14 protein-coding genes and 1 pseudogene are annotated in these 16,698 nt (G+C 71.3%); 12 read left to right on the forward strand and 3 right to left on the reverse strand.

Going from position 1 to position 16,698, the window contains the following annotated elements:
• Positions 1 to 56: 56 nt before the first annotated feature.
• On the reverse strand, positions 57 to 1,694 hold the full coding sequence (locus BDK92_RS21465) for an ABC-F family ATP-binding cassette domain-containing protein (protein WP_121158330.1): 1,638 nt from the start codon (positions 1,692 to 1,694) through the stop codon (positions 57 to 59).
• A gap of 95 nt (positions 1,695 to 1,789) precedes the next feature.
• Here BDK92_RS21465 and BDK92_RS21470 point away from each other — a divergent pair, with 95 nt between their 5' ends.
• The 3 genes from BDK92_RS21470 to BDK92_RS21480 all read left to right on the forward strand — a co-directional run bounded on the left by BDK92_RS21470 (position 1,790) and on the right by BDK92_RS21480 (position 3,363).
• On the forward strand, positions 1,790 to 2,542 hold the full coding sequence (locus BDK92_RS21470; protein WP_121158331.1) for an ROK family protein: 753 nt from the start codon (positions 1,790 to 1,792) through the stop codon (positions 2,540 to 2,542).
• A 95-nt stretch (positions 2,543 to 2,637) separates the two neighbouring features.
• Positions 2,638 to 3,006, forward strand: coding sequence for a tetratricopeptide repeat protein (locus BDK92_RS21475; RefSeq protein ID WP_121162456.1), 369 nt, complete (start codon positions 2,638 to 2,640; stop codon positions 3,004 to 3,006).
• Positions 3,007 to 3,108: 102 nt separating this feature from the next.
• The gene (locus BDK92_RS21480; protein WP_121158332.1) at positions 3,109 to 3,363 is read left to right on the forward strand and encodes a Smr/MutS family protein; all 255 of its coding nucleotides are present in this window, start codon (positions 3,109 to 3,111) and stop codon (positions 3,361 to 3,363) included.
• A 58-nt stretch (positions 3,364 to 3,421) separates the two neighbouring features.
• On the opposite strand, the gene BDK92_RS21485 is transcribed toward BDK92_RS21480, so the two are convergent.
• Positions 3,422 to 5,806: a M28 family peptidase gene (locus BDK92_RS21485; protein ID WP_121158333.1), complete on the reverse strand. Its 2,385-nt coding sequence runs from the start codon at positions 5,804 to 5,806 to the stop codon at positions 3,422 to 3,424.
• A 155-nt stretch (positions 5,807 to 5,961) separates the two neighbouring features.
• Here BDK92_RS21485 and BDK92_RS21490 point away from each other — a divergent pair, with 155 nt between their 5' ends.
• The 8 genes and pseudogenes from BDK92_RS21490 to BDK92_RS21525 all read left to right on the forward strand — a co-directional run bounded on the left by BDK92_RS21490 (position 5,962) and on the right by BDK92_RS21525 (position 14,900).
• Positions 5,962 to 6,321 carry a hypothetical protein gene (locus BDK92_RS21490; protein WP_121158334.1) on the forward strand — a complete coding sequence of 120 codons (360 nt, stop codon included), beginning with the start codon at positions 5,962 to 5,964 and terminating at the stop codon, positions 6,319 to 6,321.
• 166 nt (positions 6,322 to 6,487) lie between these two features.
• Complete coding sequence (locus BDK92_RS21495) at positions 6,488 to 7,696, forward strand: PP2C family protein-serine/threonine phosphatase (protein WP_121162457.1); 1,209 nt, start codon at positions 6,488 to 6,490, stop codon at positions 7,694 to 7,696.
• A complete protein-coding gene (locus tag BDK92_RS21500; protein ID WP_121158335.1) occupies positions 7,696 to 9,498 on the forward strand; it encodes a sensor histidine kinase in 1,803 nt (600 codons plus the stop codon). Before BDK92_RS21495 ends, BDK92_RS21500 begins: the two co-directional genes overlap by 1 nt.
• A complete protein-coding gene (locus BDK92_RS21505; protein ID WP_121158336.1) occupies positions 9,495 to 9,947 on the forward strand; it encodes a response regulator in 453 nt (150 codons plus the stop codon). The genes BDK92_RS21500 and BDK92_RS21505 overlap by 4 nt, the downstream gene beginning before the upstream one ends.
• Positions 9,948 to 9,951: 4 nt before the next feature.
• A complete protein-coding gene (locus BDK92_RS21510; RefSeq protein WP_121158337.1) occupies positions 9,952 to 10,767 on the forward strand; it encodes an inositol monophosphatase family protein in 816 nt (271 codons plus the stop codon).
• Positions 10,768 to 10,994: 227 nt separating this feature from the next.
• Positions 10,995 to 12,038: a coiled-coil domain-containing protein gene (locus tag BDK92_RS21515; RefSeq protein ID WP_484199192.1), complete on the forward strand. Its 1,044-nt coding sequence runs from the start codon at positions 10,995 to 10,997 to the stop codon at positions 12,036 to 12,038.
• A 36-nt stretch (positions 12,039 to 12,074) separates the two neighbouring features.
• On the forward strand, positions 12,075 to 13,649 hold the full coding sequence (locus tag BDK92_RS21520) for a fused MFS/spermidine synthase (RefSeq protein ID WP_121158339.1): 1,575 nt from the start codon (positions 12,075 to 12,077) through the stop codon (positions 13,647 to 13,649).
• 118 nt (positions 13,650 to 13,767) lie between these two features.
• Positions 13,768 to 14,900, forward strand: a pseudogene (locus BDK92_RS21525) (glycerophosphodiester phosphodiesterase).
• 67 nt (positions 14,901 to 14,967) lie between these two features.
• Here BDK92_RS21525 and BDK92_RS21530 read toward each other — a convergent pair.
• Positions 14,968 to 15,642: an HAD family hydrolase gene (locus tag BDK92_RS21530; protein WP_121162458.1), complete on the reverse strand. Its 675-nt coding sequence runs from the start codon at positions 15,640 to 15,642 to the stop codon at positions 14,968 to 14,970.
• Positions 15,643 to 16,094: 452 nt separating this feature from the next.
• On the opposite strand from BDK92_RS21530, the gene BDK92_RS21535 reads away from it, so the two are divergent.
• A complete protein-coding gene (locus BDK92_RS21535) occupies positions 16,095 to 16,697 on the forward strand; it encodes a hypothetical protein (protein ID WP_121158340.1) in 603 nt (200 codons plus the stop codon).
• Position 16,698 lies beyond the last annotated feature (1 nt).

Genomic DNA, 16,698 nt, shown 5'->3' on the forward strand with positions numbered 1-16,698 from the left:
CCGGTCGGCAAGACGACGCGGCGGGGCGGGACGGCGTGGCCCGGTGGCAGGGAGGGTCAGCGTTCGCTGACCCGTCCGCCGTCGACCTCGATATGCCGGGTGGTCCGGACCGCGTCGAGCATCCGGCGGTCGTGGGTGACCAGCAGGAGCGTGCCCGGGTACGCGTCGAGCGCCAACTCCAGTTGCTCGATCGCCGGCAGGTCGAGGTGGTTCGTCGGCTCGTCCAGGACGAGCAGGTTCACCCCACGCGCCTGGAGCAGGGCGAGCGCGGCGCGGGTCCGCTCGCCGGGGGAGAGGGTCGCCGCCGGGCGCAGTACGTGCGCGGCCCGCAGCCCGAACTTCGCCAGCAGGGTCCGTACGTCCGCCGGCGCCAACTCCGGTACGGCGGCGCCGAACGCGTCCAGCAGTGGCTGGTCACCGAGGAAGAGCCCACGGGCCTGGTCGACCTCGCCGACCACCACCCCCGGCCCGAGCGAGGCGTGGCCGGCGGTCAGCGGCAGCCGCCCCAGCAGGGCGCCGAGCAGGGTGGACTTGCCGGCGCCGTTCGCTCCGGTGATCGCCACCTTCTCGGCCCAGCCGATCTGCAGGTCGACCGGCCCGAGGGTGAAGCCGCCCCGGTCCACGACCGCGCCGCGCAGCGCGGCCACCACCGTTCCGGCCCGGGGAGCGGCGGCGATCTCCATTCGCAGCTCCCACTCCTTGCGGGGTTCCTCGACCACGTCCAGGCGCTCGATCAGCTTCTCGGTCTGCCGGGCCTTGGCCGCCTGCTTCTCGCTCGTCTCGCCCCGCATGTGCTTGGCGATCTTGTCGTTGTCCGGGGCCTTGCGGCGGGCGTTGCGGACGCCCTTCTCCATCCAGGCCCGCTGGGTACGCGCCCGCGCCTCCAGCCCGGCGCGGGTGTCGGCGTACTCCTCGAACTCCGCGCGTGCCTGGCGGCGGGCCACCTCCCGCTCCTCCAGGTAGGCGGCGTAACCACCGCCGTAGAGCCGCACCTGCTGCTGGGCCAGGTCCAGCTCCAGCACCTTGGTCACGGTCCGGGTGAGGAACTCCCGGTCGTGGCTGACCAGCACGGTGCCGGCCCGCAGCCCGGTGACGAAGCGTTCCAGCCGGTCCAGCCCGGCCAGGTCCAGGTCGTTGGTCGGCTCGTCGAGCAGGAAGATGTCGTACCGGCTGAGCAGCAGCGAGGCCATCCCGGCCCGGGCCGCCTGGCCGCCGGAGAGGGTGGTCATCGGGGCGTCCAGGTCGACCCCGAGACCCAGTTCGGCGGCGACCTGTCCGGCCCGTTCGTCGAGATCCGCGCCGCCGAGCGCGAGCCAGCGTTCGAGCGCGTCCGCGTACGCGTCGTCGGCGCCCGGGGTGCCGGCGGTGAGCGCCTCGGTGGCCTGGTCCAGCGCGGCCTGCGCGGCGGTGACCCCGGTACGGCGGGCCAGGAAGTCCCGGACGGCCTCGTCCGGTCGGCGTTCCGGCTCCTGCGGCAGGTGTCCCACGTTCGCGCCGGGCGGGTTGAGCTGCACCGAGCCCTGCTCGGCCGGCTGGAGCCCGGCGAGGGTACGCAGCAGGGTCGACTTGCCGGCGCCGTTGACACCGACCAGCCCGATCACGTCACCGGGGGCGACGACGAGATCCAGCCCGGTGAACAGGGCACGGTCTCCGTGTCCGGCGGCAAGGTCCTTGACGATCAACGTGGCACTCATGAGACGCCGATGGTATCCGGCCGCCCCCCTGCCGGGTCGAGGAGTTTCGGCCGGGCCGGCGAGTGTCCGACCCGCTGGCGGGGCACACTGGGCCGGTGGCGACCACTCTCGCGATCGACTGCGGCGGCGGCGGGTTGAAGGCGTCGGTGTTGGACGAGGCGGGGACGATGCGGGCCCGGCCGATCCGGGTGCCGACGCCGTACCCGTTGCCGCCCTCGCTCTTCGTCAAGACCCTGGTGGATCTCGGCGGCCAACTGCCCAGCGCCGACCGGGTGACCGTGGGCATGCCGGGCATGCTGCGTCACGGTGTGGTGGTGGCGACCCCGCACTACATCACCCGGGCCGGGCCCCGCACCAAACCCGACCCGGAGTTGACCGCCGAATGGTCCGGCTTCGACGCCCGGACCGCGCTCGCGGACGCGTTCGGCCTGCCCGTCCTGGTGCTCAACGACGCCGAGGTGCACGGTGCCGGTGTGGTCGCCGGTACCGGGTCGGAACTCGTCCTCACCCTCGGCACCGGGCTGGGCTGCGCGCTCTTCGACGGCGGGGTGCTCGCCCCGCACCTGGAGCTCTCCCAGGCGCCGGTGCGCTGGGGGATGAGCTACGACACCTATATCGGCGAGCATGAGCGCCGGCGGCTCGGCGACGGGTTCTGGTCCCGCCGGGTACGCGGGGTGGTCGAGGGACTGCGCCCGGTCTTCCAGTGGGACCGGCTCTACCTCGGCGGTGGCAACTCGCGGCTGATCCGGCCGGAGCAACTCGCCCGGATGGGCGACGACGTGGTGGTCGTACCGAACACGGCGGGCATTCTCGGTGGTGTCCGTGCCTGGGCGATTTCCGCCGACTGACTCCTGGTCGACGGTCCGGGGAACAGTCGCGTTTCGCGGGGTGTTGTGTCAGCGTCGGTGGAGACCGGGTGGCACGGACGGGAGGGGTGGGGAAAGTGGATCTTCTGGCGGAGTACCGACGGGCGACCATGTTCTTCGAGACCGGGGATCCGACCGGGGCGGCCCGGCTGCTGGAGCCGATCGTCGAGGCCGAACCCACGAACACCTCCGTACGGCAACTGCTGGCTCGCGCGTACTTCCACTCGGCCCAGCTCGGCCGGGCGGAGGAGCAGCTGCGGGTGCTGGTCGACCGGGACCCGAGCGACCACTACGCGCACCACGTACTCGGCCGGACCCTGGAGCGGGTCGGGCGCGCACCGGAGGCGTTGCGGCACCTGCGGATCGCCGCGGCGATGCACTCGGAGAACGACGACTACCAGGCCGCGCTGCGCCGGGTCGAGACCAAGGTCGGCGGGGCCCGCTGAGGTGACCTGCCTACGATGGTTCCCGGCGGTGGCCGACCGGGTGACCGGTCGGGGCCGCTCCCGGACGACGGAAGGTGGGCGTGTGGTGAGGACGGGCGTGCGATGAAGCTCAAGCTCGACCTGCACGACATCTTCAACCGTGGGCACGACATCGACCGCGCGCTGCGCGGGATCATCGACGAGGCGGTGGCGAAGAAGGCCACCCTCGTGGAGATCATCCCCGGTAAGGGGTCGGGTCAGCTCAAGAAGCGGGTGTTGCGCTTTCTCGACCAGAAGGAGATCAAGCAGATCTACCACCGGGTCGAGAAGGACTCGAACAACTTCGGCCGAGTGTTCGTGCACTTCCGCTGGAAGTAAGGAAGGGCCCCTTGTTAACGCTATGCGTTAACAAGGGGCCCTTCCTTACGGTTCAGCTTCAGAAGGAGTAGGTGCGGGCGACCGCGACCATCTCCGAACTGTGCGAGCCGACCACGCCGACACCCGGCGGGCGCGGGTGGAAACCGGGCAGACCGGTGAGGTCGTCGCTGGCGTCCATCGCGCGCAGCGACACCGGGCCGTCGCCGGCCGGGACCACCAGCTCGATCTCGATGCCCCCGGCCGGCGGGGCGTGGAAGACCAGACCCCAGGACCACGGTCGGTTGCCGGCACCCTTGTTCCCCGGTACGCTCCGGCCGGCCACCGTCGCCCGTAGCACCTTCGCCGCCACGTGCAGGGTGGTGAGGCGTACCTGCCGTTGCGGGGCCAACCGCAACCGCAGGGTGCGCTGGTCACCGCTGGTCTGGTCGCCGAGCACGGTCAACGTCGGGGCGGGCAGTGCCGCCGCCGGTGCCGGTCCGGCGAGCATCTCGTCGCTGCCGAGCCCGGGAAAGTCGTCCGACGGCGTCACCGGTGTCCGCACGTACTGGGCGGTCCAGGGCTGTGGGTCGGCCTCGTGACTGAGCCAGCGGGCCGTGCCGGAGTTCGTGTCGAGGGCGTACATCAGGTGTGTGGGCACCGGGTGGGCGGCGTCGAACCGGTCGACCGCGAGCCCGGTCGCGGTGAGCGCCAGGGTGGCGACCGCCGCCACGACCGTGGGGACGACGTGCCGCCACCGGGCCGCCCCGGAGGTGCTCGACGGCCGCTCGGCGGTCGTGGGGTGGAGCAGTTCGACGACCGGGAGCGCGCCCAGCCCGAGCAGGACGGCGAAGAGCGCGGCGACGCCGCCCATCGCCATGCCGAGCGCCGGGAAGAGCAGCATCACCGTGGGGAGCAGGATGAGCACGCCCACCGCCGCGCCAGCGGTGACCGCCACCACCGCCCCTGGGCTGCCCGGCCGGACCGCGAGGGCGACCAGAGCGCCGGCCGCCCCGGCCAGCGCGGGCAGCGTGGCCAGGTACGCGCCACCGGGCGTGAGTGCCGCGAGCACCACCCCGAGTACGGCGAGCCAGCCCAGCCCGCCGAAGGTCAGCGCGGCGGTGCCGATCCGCCGCCGGAAGAGCGCGTACCAGCCGAACAGTACGGCGGCGGCGAGCGCCAGCACCGCCACCCGATACCACTGTGGACGGTAGGGGTCGAGCAGTTCGGCGTGGCCGGGGCGGATGGTGGTGACCGCCAGCCAGAGCAGTTGCGCCAGCACCGGCGCGACCACGATCGGGAGCAGGGCCAGCCCGAACCCGGCGCTCAACCGCCCCCACGACGCCTGACCGTGGCGGCGGGTCGACCAGCCGAGCAGCCCCACGACGACGACGGCGAGCAGCGCCAGCGGCCAGGTGAGCCAGCCGGGGTAGCGGACCAGGGCGCCCGGAATGGGGAAGTAGGTGGCGTCGCTGCCGGAGCTCAGTCCGGGCAGGTTGGTGTCGCCGAACTCCCGGGCCAGCGCGAGCGCGTTGTCACCGTGCTGTTGCAGGCTGCCCCGGTCGACGTTGGCCGGGGTGTCGAGTGGTGTGTGGTAGATCGCTCCGCCGTCGAGGTAGGCCGAGTTCAGGCCGGTGAAGCCCTCGTCCAGGAAGGCGGTGAAGTCGGTGTCGTTGGGCAGGAGCCGGTACACCTCGACGGCGAACGAGGTCCCCATCGGGTGGGGGGCCGCCCGACCGAAGACGTCGACCAGCCCGGCGTTGCGCGGTGAGGTCTCGAACATGATGACCGGGCCGGTGCTGCCCCGAGCCTCCAGGTTGAGCACCACCCCGCCCTGCGCGGCGAGCGGGTGCTCGGATGCGAACGCCGACGCGCCGCAGAGGCATGCCTCCTCCGCGTCGGTGAGGACGAACACGATGTCGTTGCGTGGCCGGTCCCCGGTGCTCAGCGCGCGGGCCACCTCCAGGATCGCCGAGGTGCCGACGGCGTCGTCGTTGCCGCCCGGTCCGGACTGCACCGAGTCGTAGTGGGCGACGAGGAAGATCCGGCCGGTCGGGTCGGTGCCGGGCAGTCGGGCGACCACGTTGCGTACCCGGGCGAGGGTGGCGCCGGCCGCCGCGCCACTGAGCTGACCGGCCTCCTCGGCCACCGTGTCCTGCACCTCGGTCTGCAGGCCGAGCCCACGCAGGGTGGTTTCGAGGTACGCCCGTACCTGGTCGTTCGCGGGGCTGCCGGCGACGTGGGTACGCGCGGCGACCACCCGTACGTGCTCGTCGGCGCGGGCGGCGCTGAACTGCCCGGCGGGGGCGTCGGCGCCGACCGGGGCGGGCGTACGGATCGCCAACAGGGCGGCGGCACCGATCGCGACCAGCGCGGTCAGTGCGCCGACGGTGGTCAGGGCGCGGCGGCCCGGTCGGACCGCACGTGCCGGTACGTGTTCGGGAGGTGACTCAACGGGTGCGCCCACGGTTTCTCCTGGGGGAAGGGGTCATCCTGGCGGTTATGGGTCGTTCCTGGGGGCGTGGGATGTTCGTGCGGTGGTACAGGTCGCCCTATCCTGCCCGCTACCCCTCCCCGTGGGTGACTGCCGAACGGCCCCGGTTGTCGCATAGCGTTGTGGCCATGACCGTGGTCCCCGAGCCTGATCCGATCGACCTCCTCAGGGAGTTCGTCGACCGGGTGGCGCCCTACGACCCAGACCCGTCGGCCTCCCCGGTAGGCCTGATCGAGGTCCGGCACCGGCACGCCACCGAGAGCTTCCCGCTCACCCCGCACCTGGTCCGGGCGATCGCCGGGGCACTCACCGGCTACCGCGACCCGGGCGACCGGGGCCGCTGCGCGCAGTGTGGCGGCCGGCGGCTGGACGACAATCTGCACTGCGTCGACTGCGGTCGACTGCACGGGGTGCTCGGCGAGGTGATCGCCGCCCGAGCCGAGCGGATGGCCACCGGTGGGAGTGCGCCCGGCGGGTTCGTCGGGTGATCGGCGTATCGGCGCGGGTCACCGCGTTCCCCGTGTTGTGTGGCAGCGTTGGGTGGTACAGGATCAGCAGGTTGATCGCGAAGGAGCGGGAAATCAGCATCGAAGAGCCCCAACTCCCGGCCGGGGGGCGGCGTTACGGGGCGCCGGCGTGACCGGCTCCTCTGTCGTGCCGCAGCGGGCCTACCCGCACGGCGGGCTCAGCCGGCACCCCAACCTGCCCGTCGGCGAGCGGCTGCGGGTCCTGCTGGTCGAGGACGACGAGGGCGACGCCTTCCTGGTCGGCGAGCTGCTCGCCGAGACCCGGTCGGCGATCGACCTGCTGGTGGCGACCAGCCTCAACCAGGCCCGGCAGCAGATCGCGGGGGTCGACTGCGTACTGCTCGACCTCGGTTTGCCCGACGCCGAAGGGCTGGACGGGCTGCGTCAGGTCCTCGCCATGTCCACCGGTGCGGCGGTCTGTGTGCTCACCGGCCGGCAGGATGAACGGCTCGGTGTCGACGCGGTCGCCGAAGGCGCCCAGGACTACCTGGTCAAGGGCCAGGTCGACGGGGTGCTCCTGACCCGCGCGCTGCGCTATGCGGTGGAGCGCAAGCGGGCGGACGAGAACGCCCGCCGGCTGCGCGAGATCGAGCTGCGCCAGGCCGAGTCGGCCCGTCTGGAGCGTGGCCTGCTGCCGCAGCCGCTGATGGACACCGACCAGGTGGCCGTGCACACGTTCTACCGTCCCGGCCGGCACGCGGCGCTGATCGGCGGCGACTTCTACGACGTGGTGCAGACCACCCCCGACCGGGTCGACCTGATCATCGGTGACGTCTGCGGGCACGGGGTGGACGAGGCGGCGCTCGGGGTCGAGTTGCGGGTCGCCTGGCGGGCCCTGGTGCTCGCCCGGGTCCCCGACGACGAGGTGCTGCCGGCCCTGGAGCAGGTGCTGATGAGCGAGCGCCGGGCGCGGGAGATCTTCGCGACGGTGGCCACCGTCCGACTCGACCTGGCCGCGAACCGGGCCACCTTCCGGCTCGCCGGCCACCCGCCGCCGCTGCTGCTGGCGGATGGACGGGCCGTTCCCGTACCGGCCACGGGCGGGTTGGTGCTGGGCGTACGTCCCCGGCCGCCGGTCGCGTTCGATCTGACCTTCGACACCGAGGACTGGTCTTTGCTGCTCTACACCGACGGACTGATCGAGGGGCGGGTCGGCGAGGGCACGGACCGGCTCGACGTACCGGGGCTTGGTGATCTGGTCACCGACCCTCGGGCCGGTGTCGTACCCCTGGCCGAACTGCCCGGCTGGCTGGTCAGCCGGGCGGAGGAACTCAACGGCGGCCCGCTCGCCGACGACGTGGCGATGCTGCTGGTGAGCCGGGGCGGTGGTCGGTGATGGATCAGAAGTCGACCACGGGAGCGCTGGTCCCGGGTCAGGAGCGGAAGTCGGCTTCGCGGGCGGCCCGGCGCCAGTTCGGCTGGAGTCTGCACCGCCGGGTGACCGCGCTCTGCGTGGTGGTCGGCGCCGTGCTGGGCCTGCTCGCCGTCGGTGAGGCGCTGGTCGCCAACGCGAACCGAGGCCACCTGGACACACTGCTGACCAAGACCGGCCCGCTGCGCACCGACGCAGAGTCGTTGCCGACCGCGCTGGTCAACCAGCAGACGGCCGTACGCGGCTACGCGGTCAGCGGCGACCGCGCGGACCTGGGGCCGTACAACGACGGGCTGGCGCAGGAGGGGATCCTGATCGGCCGGATGGACTCGCTCCTCGAAGACCAGCCGGTGATCCGCCGACAACTGCACCTCGTCCGCGACCAGGCCGCCCAGTGGCGTGCCGACGTGGCCGTGCCGATCATCAACGCGACCGCCAGCAGTGGCCCGGGCGCCGGTCAGGCGCTCGTCGACGAACAGGGGCGGAAGCAGTTCGACGAACTGCGGGCTTCGACCGACCGGTTGCAGGACCTGGTCCTCGACCTGCGCAACGAGGTCGCCAACAAGGCCCGGAGCACCGGCAACACCCTGGTCCTGCTGTTGATCCTCGCCGCGGCCGTGGTGATCCTCGCCGGCGTGGCCCTGCTGATCTCGCTCAACCGGGTGGTGATCGGGCCGGTGACAGCCCTGGCCGAGCAGGTACGCAAGGTCTCCCGGGGTGAGTACCAGCGGGAGATCACCAGGACCGGGCCACCGGAGCTGGCCCAGCTCGCCGGGGACGTGGACGCGATGCGCCAGCGGATTGCCGCGGACCTGGCCGAGGTACGCGAGGCGCGGACCCGGATCGAGTGGGTCAACAGCCAGCTCCAGAAGCAGGCCGAGGAGCTGGTCCGTTCCAACCGGGACCTGGAACAGTTCGCGTACGTCGCCTCGCACGACCTCCAGGAGCCGCTGCGTAAGGTGGCGAGCTTCTGCCAGTTGTTGCAACGCCGGTACGCCGGCCAGCTCGACGAACGCGCCGACCAGTACATCGCGTTCGCGGTCGACGGTGCGCAGCGGATGCAGCGGCTGATCAACGACCTGCTCGCGTTCTCCCGGATCGGGCGGCTCACCACCGGCTTCACCGAGGTGGACCTGAACCAGGTGATGAGCGATGTCGCCGCGCAGACCGAGGCCGCCCGGGAGTACGCCGGTGGCGAGCTGACCTGGTCCGGGCTGCCGACCGTACAGGGCGAGGAGGCGTTGCTGACCAACCTGCTGGTCAACCTGGTCAGCAACTCGCTGAAGTTCCGTCGGCCGGACGTACCGCCACGGATCCGGATCACGGCGCGGCGGGTCGACGGTGAGTGGGAGATCAGCTGCGAGGACAACGGCATCGGGATCGAGCCGGAGTTCGTCGACAAGATTTTCGTGATCTTCCAGCGGCTGCACTCGAAGGACGCCTACCCGGGCACCGGGATCGGGCTGGCGATCGTGAAGAAGATCGTCGAGTACCACGGCGGCCGGATCTGGGTCGACCTCGACGTCACCGAGGGTACGGCGATCCGGTTCACCCTGCCGGTCGGCGTTGCGGCGGACCTGCCGGAGCTGGCCGCGTCGGCCGTACCCGGGCAGTCCGGTGGTCCGGACGGGTCACCTTCGGGGCAGACTCGGGATCCGGAGGGCCGGCCGGGCCGGACCGACGATGATTCAGGTGAGCCGGACGATCCCGCGGTTGACGGGCCGGGCGGACCGCAGACCGGAGGAATGAAGGAGAGCGTGGCATGACGGCACCGCCGGACGGCAAGAGCCCGATCGAGGTACTCCTGGTCGAGGACGATCCCGGGGACGTACTCATGACCCAGGAGGCGTTCGAGGAGCACAAGCTCCGCAATCGGCTGACCGTCGTCTCGGACGGCGCGGAGGCGCTGGCGTACCTGCGCCGCGAGGGCCAGTACGCGGACATCACGCTGCCGGACCTGATCCTGCTCGACCTCAACCTGCCCCGGCGTGACGGTCGTGAGGTGCTCGCCGAGATCAAGAACGACGAGCAGCTCTGCCGGATCCCGGTGGTGGTGCTGACCACCTCGCAGGCGGACGAGGACATCCTGCGTAGTTACCAACTGCACGCGAACGCGTACGTGACCAAGCCGGTCGACTTCGACCGGTTCATCACTGTGGTCCGCCAGATCGACGAGTTCTTCGTCAGTGTGGTGAAACTTCCGCCGAGGGGCTGACGCGATGATCGACGAAGTGGGGTCGTTGATCCGAACCGCCGCCGCCACTGCCATCCTGCCGCTCTTCGGCCACCTGGAACGCTCCGACGTGACCGAGAAGGCCCCGGGTGAGCTGGTCACCGTGGCCGACCGGCGGGCCGAGCAGATCCTCGCCGACGGGCTGCGCCCGCTGCTGCCAGGTTCGGTGGTGGTGGGTGAGGAGGGGGTCGCCGCCGATCCCTCGTTGCTGGACCTCCTCGGCGGTACGGCACCGGTGTGGCTGGTCGACCCGGTCGACGGGACCGCCAACTTCGCCGCCGGTCGGGAACCGTTCGCGGTGATGGTGGCACTGCTGGAGAGCGGGGCGATCCGGGCGAGCTGGATTCTCGACCCGATCTCGGACGTCCTGCTGACGGCGGAGGCGGGCCGTGGGACGTACCGCGACGGGGTGGCGGTGCGGACGGCGGACGCCGGGTCGGCGGCGGTCCTGCGTGGCGCGGTGATGACCCGTTTCCTTCCGCCGGATCTGCGGGAGTCGGTCCTGGCCGGCGCGGACCGGCTCGGCGAGATCCTTCCCGGTCAGCACTGCGCCGGCCGGGAGTACGCCGACATCGTCGCCGGGAGGCAGCGGTTCGCCCTCTTCTGGCGGACCCTGCCCTGGGACCACGCGCCCGGGGTGCTGCTGCTGACCGAGGCGGGTGGGGTGGCCCGACGGCTCGACGGGACGCCGTACCACCCGGCCGACGACCGGGCCGGGCTGCTGGTCGCCGCCGACGAGCGGACCTGGCACCGGGTGCGCGACACCCTGCTGCCCGAGGTCGGCCGGGACGCCCCATTGTGATCATCATTACCAAGAGTGAATGACTTGTTTCGCCCGCGTGCACCGCTGCGATGTGGTAGGCGTGCAGGGCCGACAGCGCCCGCCTGGTCCGGTAGTGTGACCCCCGGTCTCCCGCCCGGAGGCGCCGCATCCGGCGCCGGCGGTGGCCGCCGCCGAACAGCTACCACGTAACGGGGGGTAGGCGGCCGACGGAAGGAACGGCTTTCGTGCCTCGCAGGACGGCCAGTATCCGACGCCGCGCGTCGGGAACACTCGCGGCACTGCTCGCCGCCGTAGTGGTCGCCACCGGGACGCCGGCCGCCGCGGCTCCGGCTGTCCGGACCCTCGGCTTCGGACCGCTCGCGCTCGCCCCGGCCGGCCCCGGCGAGGAAGGGGGCAGCAAGGCGCTGCGGGACACCCTGGAGGCCGTCTCCAAGGGACACATCGAGGCGAAGGCCAAACTCGACAACTCGGTCAAGCGGCAGGGCGCGCTCACCGAGGAACTCGCCAAGATCGAAACCCGGTTGACCGAACTGAACGCAGTCGTCGCCGAGGTCGCGGTCCAGTCGTACCGGCACGGCCGGCTGAGCGCCGTCGCCACCCTGCTCAACAGTGCCTCGCCCGAGGCATTCCTGGACCGGGCCGCCGGCCTGGAAGTGATGGCCCAGCGCGACGACAAGCAACTGCGGGCGCTCGCCGAGGCCCGGGAGGAAGCCAGCCGGGCCAAGGCCGCGATCGACAACGAGGTACGCGAGCAGCAGAAGCAGCTCGCCGTCATCGCCAAGCGCAAACAGGACGCCGAGCGGGCCCTCGCCGCGGTCGGCGGCACAACGGCCGCGGGCTTCGTCAGCGCCAACTCGGCGTCGGCCAAGCCGGCACCGAAGAACTCCGACGGCTCCTGGCCGAAGGAGTCCTGCAACGTCGACGACCCGACCACCGGCGGCTGCATCACCCCGCGCACCCTGCACGCGATGAAGCAGGCCCAGGCGGCCGGCTTCAAACGGCACGTCTCCTGTCACCGCCCCAGCGGCGGCGGCGAACACCCCAAGGGCCGGGCCTGCGACTTCTCCTCCGCCACCGACGGCTTCAAGGACGCCGACGCCACCGGCGGCGACCGCACGTACGGCAACAACCTCGCCGCCTACTACGTCAAGAACGCCGGCTCGCTCGGTGTGCTCTACGTGATCTGGTACCGGCAGATCTGGATGCCGGGCACCGGTTGGCGGTCGTACAACGGGGGCGGCAGCCCGGCCGGCGACCACACGAACCATGTTCATCTCTCGATGGTTTAGCACCCAGCCGGCCCCGGGCTGCGTACCATCCCACCGATGGACACTTCACCCACGACGGTGCCGGGAGCCACGAAAGACTCCGTGCAGCCGGCGACCGTGATCGAACCGGTGCAGCGGCGCGCGCTGCCGAACGGGCTCGCCTCCACACTGGTCTTCCTCGCCAGCGGCGCGGTGCTCGTGCTGGAGACCGTGTCACTGCGCCTGGTCGGCCCGTACCTCGGCGTCACCCTCCAGGTCACCAGCTCGGTGATCGGGGTGGCGCTCGGCGCGATCGCGTACGGCGCCTGGCTCGGCGGCTGGCTCGCCGACCGCCGCGACCCCCGTACGCTGCTCGCCCCGGCTCTCGTGCTCGCCGGCATCACCACCGCGATCACCCTGCCGGTGGTCCGGTACGCCGGTGAGGTGCTCCGTGGTGGTGCCACCGCCGGCATCCTGCTGCTCACCGCGCTGGCCGTCTTCCTGCCGGCCGCCCTGCTCGCCGCGGTCACCCCGCTGGTGGTCAAACTCCAGCTCAGTGACCTGAACCGGACCGGTCAGGTGGTCGGCCGGCTCTCCAGCATCGGCACCCTCGGCGGCATCACCGCCACCCTCGGCACCGGCTTCGTGCTGGTCGCCGCCCTGCCGAGCACCGTCATCATGGTCGGGCTCGCGCTGCTGCTCGGGCTCACCGGGCTCTGGCTCGGCTACTACCTGTGGCGGCAGGAGCGGACCTCGGTGCCGGGGCGGCCCGGAGTCAAGGCTGCGGTGGCGCTGCTCGGACTCGTCGCGGCGGGGCTGGCCACGGTCGCACCGAACCCCTGCGACGTGGAGACCGCGTACCACTGCGCCCGGGTCGAGGTCGACGCGGAGAACCCGGACGGGCGGCTGCTCGTACTCAACTCGGCCTGGCATTCCTACGTCGACCTGGCCGACCCCACCCACCTGGAGTTCGAGTACACCCAGTGGATCGGCGCGGTCGCGGACGTGGCCGCCCCGGCCGGGCAGCGGCTGGACGCGGTGCACCTCGGCGGCGGCGGCTTCACCATCCCCACCTACCTGAGCGCCACCCGGCCCGGCACGGTCAACACCGTCTTCGAGATCGACGGTGAGCTGGTCGAGCTGGGGCGGCGGGAGCTGGGCGTGAAGCCCGGCCCGGAGCTGCGGCCGGTGGTCGGCGACGCCCGGATGCTCGTCGGCGATCTGCCGGACGACAGCGCCGACCTGGTGGTCGGTGACGCGTTCGGACACCTCGTGGTCCCCTGGCACCTGGCGACCCGGGAGATGGCGGCCGACATCCGGCGGGTGGTCCGCCCCGGTGGCCTCTACGTCCAGAACGTGATCGACTATCCGCCGCTGCGCTTCATCCGCGCCGAACTCGCCACCGTCAGGGCCGAGTTCGGCCACCTCGCGCTGGTCGCGCCGCCGGCCGCGATCAGCGGCGCGCAGGGGGCGAACTTCCTCATCGTCGCCGCCGACACCCCGTTGCCGCTGGAGGCGTTGCGCCAACGGCTGGGCGAGAACGAGGGATCGGTCACCGTGCTCGACGGGGCGGCCCTGGACCAGTTCATCGACGACGCGCTGGTCCTCACCGACGAGTTCGCCCCGGTCGACCAGCTCCTCGCCACCGCCTGAGCACCTGTCCCGGCGAGGGCGGATAGTTATTCATCTCTTGGTCAACCGCTGACCGCCTGACCGTCGCCCGTCGACGGTTGGATCGGGGGCCCACCCCGAAGACGTCAGGAGATCAGCGGTGCGACGTACCCTTTCCATTCTCGGCCTGGCCGGCGTCCTGCTGGCGGCGGTGGTGGCGATCCCCACCTCGTCGTTCGCCGCCCGCGACAGCGACGAGTCGGACGAGCGGCACGCGGACAAGCCGCGTGGGGCGGCCAAGCCACTGGTGATCGCGCACCGGGGCGCCAGCGGTTACCGGCCCGAACACACCCTGGAGTCGTACCGGTTGGCGATCCGGATGGGCGCCGACTACATCGAGCCGGACCTGGTCCCGACCCGGGACGGGGTGCTGGTCGCCCGGCACGAGAACGAGATCTCCGGCACCACCGACGTCGCCGACCACCCGGAGTTCGCCGGCCGCAAGGCCACCAAATCCATCGACGGGGTGGCGGTGACCGGCTGGTTCACCGAGGACTTCACCCTGGCCGAGCTGAAGACGCTGCGGGCCAAGGAACGGCTGCCGCTGGTCCGCCCGACCAACACCGCGTTCGACGGCACCCTGGAGATCCCGACCCTTCAGGAGGTCATCGATCTGGCGGCGGCGGAGAGCCGTCGGCTGGGCCGGACGATCGGCATCTACCCGGAGACCAAGCACCCCACCTACTTCCAGTCGATCGGGCTGGCCCTGGAGGAGCCGCTGGTCCGGGTGCTCCACCGCAACGGCCTGAACAGCCGCAAGGACGCGGTGTTCCTGCAGTCCTTCGAGACCGCGAACCTGCGCAAGCTGAGCAAGATGACCGACGTACGGCTGATCCAGCTCCTCGACGGCACCGGGCGGCCGTACGACTTCACCGTCGCCGGGGACGCGCGTACCTACCAGGATCTGGTCAAGCCGGAGAACCTGAAGTGGATCAGCACGTACGCGGACGGGATCGGCACCACCAAGAACCTGCTCGTGCCCCGGGACGCCAGCGGCAAGCTGCTCGCCCCGACCACCGTCGTACGTGACGCCCACCGGGTCGGGCTCGACGTGCACGCCTGGACCTTCCGGCGGAGAACCAGTTCCTTCCGGTCGACTTCCGGATCGGCACCGACCCGAACGCCCGTGGTGACATCACGGCCGAGTACGAACTCTTCTTTGGCCTCGGCCTCGACGGTGTGTTCAGCGACCACGCGGACACCGCCGTGGCCGCCCGCGCCGCCCTCCGCTGATGTGAAAGGAAGGGCCCCTTGTTAACGCATAGCGTTAACAAGGGGCCCTTCCTTTCGTGGGAGCGGCTCAGAAGTGGTGCAGGAGGTCCGGGAAGGAGGTGAGGGTCAGCACCCGGTCGTCGTCGGGGTCGATCTCGGCGTGATCCAACGCCCAGGGGTGCGGGTCCGGGATGTAGACCGCGTTCAGGCCCGCCGCACGGGCGGGGAGGATGTCCGACTTGGGGGAGTTGCCGATCATCCAGGTGGCGTTCAGGTCCAGCCGCTGTTCGATCGCCAGCCTCCGGTAGACCTCGACGTTCTTCTCCGGCACGATGTGCGTGCCGCGGAAGTGGTGCCCCAGACCGGAAGCGTCGATTTTGCGCTGCTGTTCGTCGACGTCGCCCTTGGTCAGCAGCAACAGGTGGTGCCGCCGGCCCAGTTCGGCGAGGGTGTCGGCGACCCCGGGCACCAGTTCCACCCGACGTTCCACCAGCGCCACCGCCAGTTCCTCGATCCGCCGCCGCTCCGCCTCGGTGGCTGGGCGCTCACGGAGCCGGGACAGGCATTCCGCGAGACTGTGCAGGAAGATCGCGCTGCCGTACCCGTGCGTGACCACGTTCGCCCGTTCGATGTCGTCGAGGATCGCGCGGATCTCGGCACGGTCCAGGGTCGGGTGGGCCACCCATTCGAGGAAGTCGTCGATCACCCGCTCGAACAGGATGTTGTTCTCCCAGAGCGTGTCGTCGGCGTCGAAGATGAGCACCTGTCCGGTGCGTTGTCCGCCGGAGACCCCGGTACGTTCCACGGTTCCCCCCTCGTTGGTCCGCGTGGGACTGTAGCCAACCGGTTCACCATGAAGCGAGTAAGTTCCCGGGCCCGGCGGCGGAGCACCGAGTGGCGGTTCGTCAAGTGGTTTGTCATTAACTGATGAAGGCCACGGAGGCGGGTGCACTGCTCCGCCAGATCGGATATTTCTTCTTGTACGCAACTCCGTCGATGTGTGCCGATCATCGGGGCCGGGGCGGTGACGTACCGCCTTTGTCTGGCTCGTCAGCAGTGTGAACGTGGGCCGACCGGGAGTGCGTACGACGGTGGGGTGGGCGTGACCTTGATGATCAATTCATGGCGGTCATCTCGCGCGGCGCGGACACCCGTAGACCGATCCACGACGCTCGGGTAGTTTCCGCAGCCAGGACCGATGACGGGAGACCGGCGGTGGGGACGTACGCGGTCGTGACAAAGGCGCCACCCGAGCGGGTATGCGAGGCGGTACGCGCGGGTCGGGTCGGCGGGTTCGTGGCACCCGACCCGCTCGGCACGATAGTGCTCTTCGACCCCCCGCCCGGGAGCAGATCCAGCAGCCGCCGGCTGGCCAGACCGGCGGCCGAACTCGTCCGGCGGACCGCCGTACCGGCCTGGATGCTGCTGGCGAACGAGTCGCTGGCCGAGGCGATGATGCTGACGACCGGCTCGGGCCCGCAGAGCCTACAGTGGGCGGCTGACTGGCAACCGTCGGAGGACCCGGCCGAATACCTCTCCGACCGCAAGGCGTGGGACGCCTACTGCGCGGAGATCGCCGCCGGCTACGGCGAGCCGGACCGGGGGGCCGACCTGGCCCTGATCCGCAACGATCCGGTGCCGGGACGCCCACAGCCGCTGATGGCGGACCTGTTGCGTCAGGTGTGCCGGGTGTTCGACCTGCCGGACGTGGCGGTGGGGCGCTCCCTGCTCGTCGGCGACGAACCCGGACTCTACGAGGCGGAGCGGGTCGACGGGTCGTCGTACGGGCTTCTCGGCCGCCTGCTGGCCCGGTCCTGAC

This window comes from Micromonospora pisi (genome assembly GCF_003633685.1).
Lineage (GTDB): Bacteria > Actinomycetota > Actinomycetes > Mycobacteriales > Micromonosporaceae > Micromonospora_G > Micromonospora_G pisi.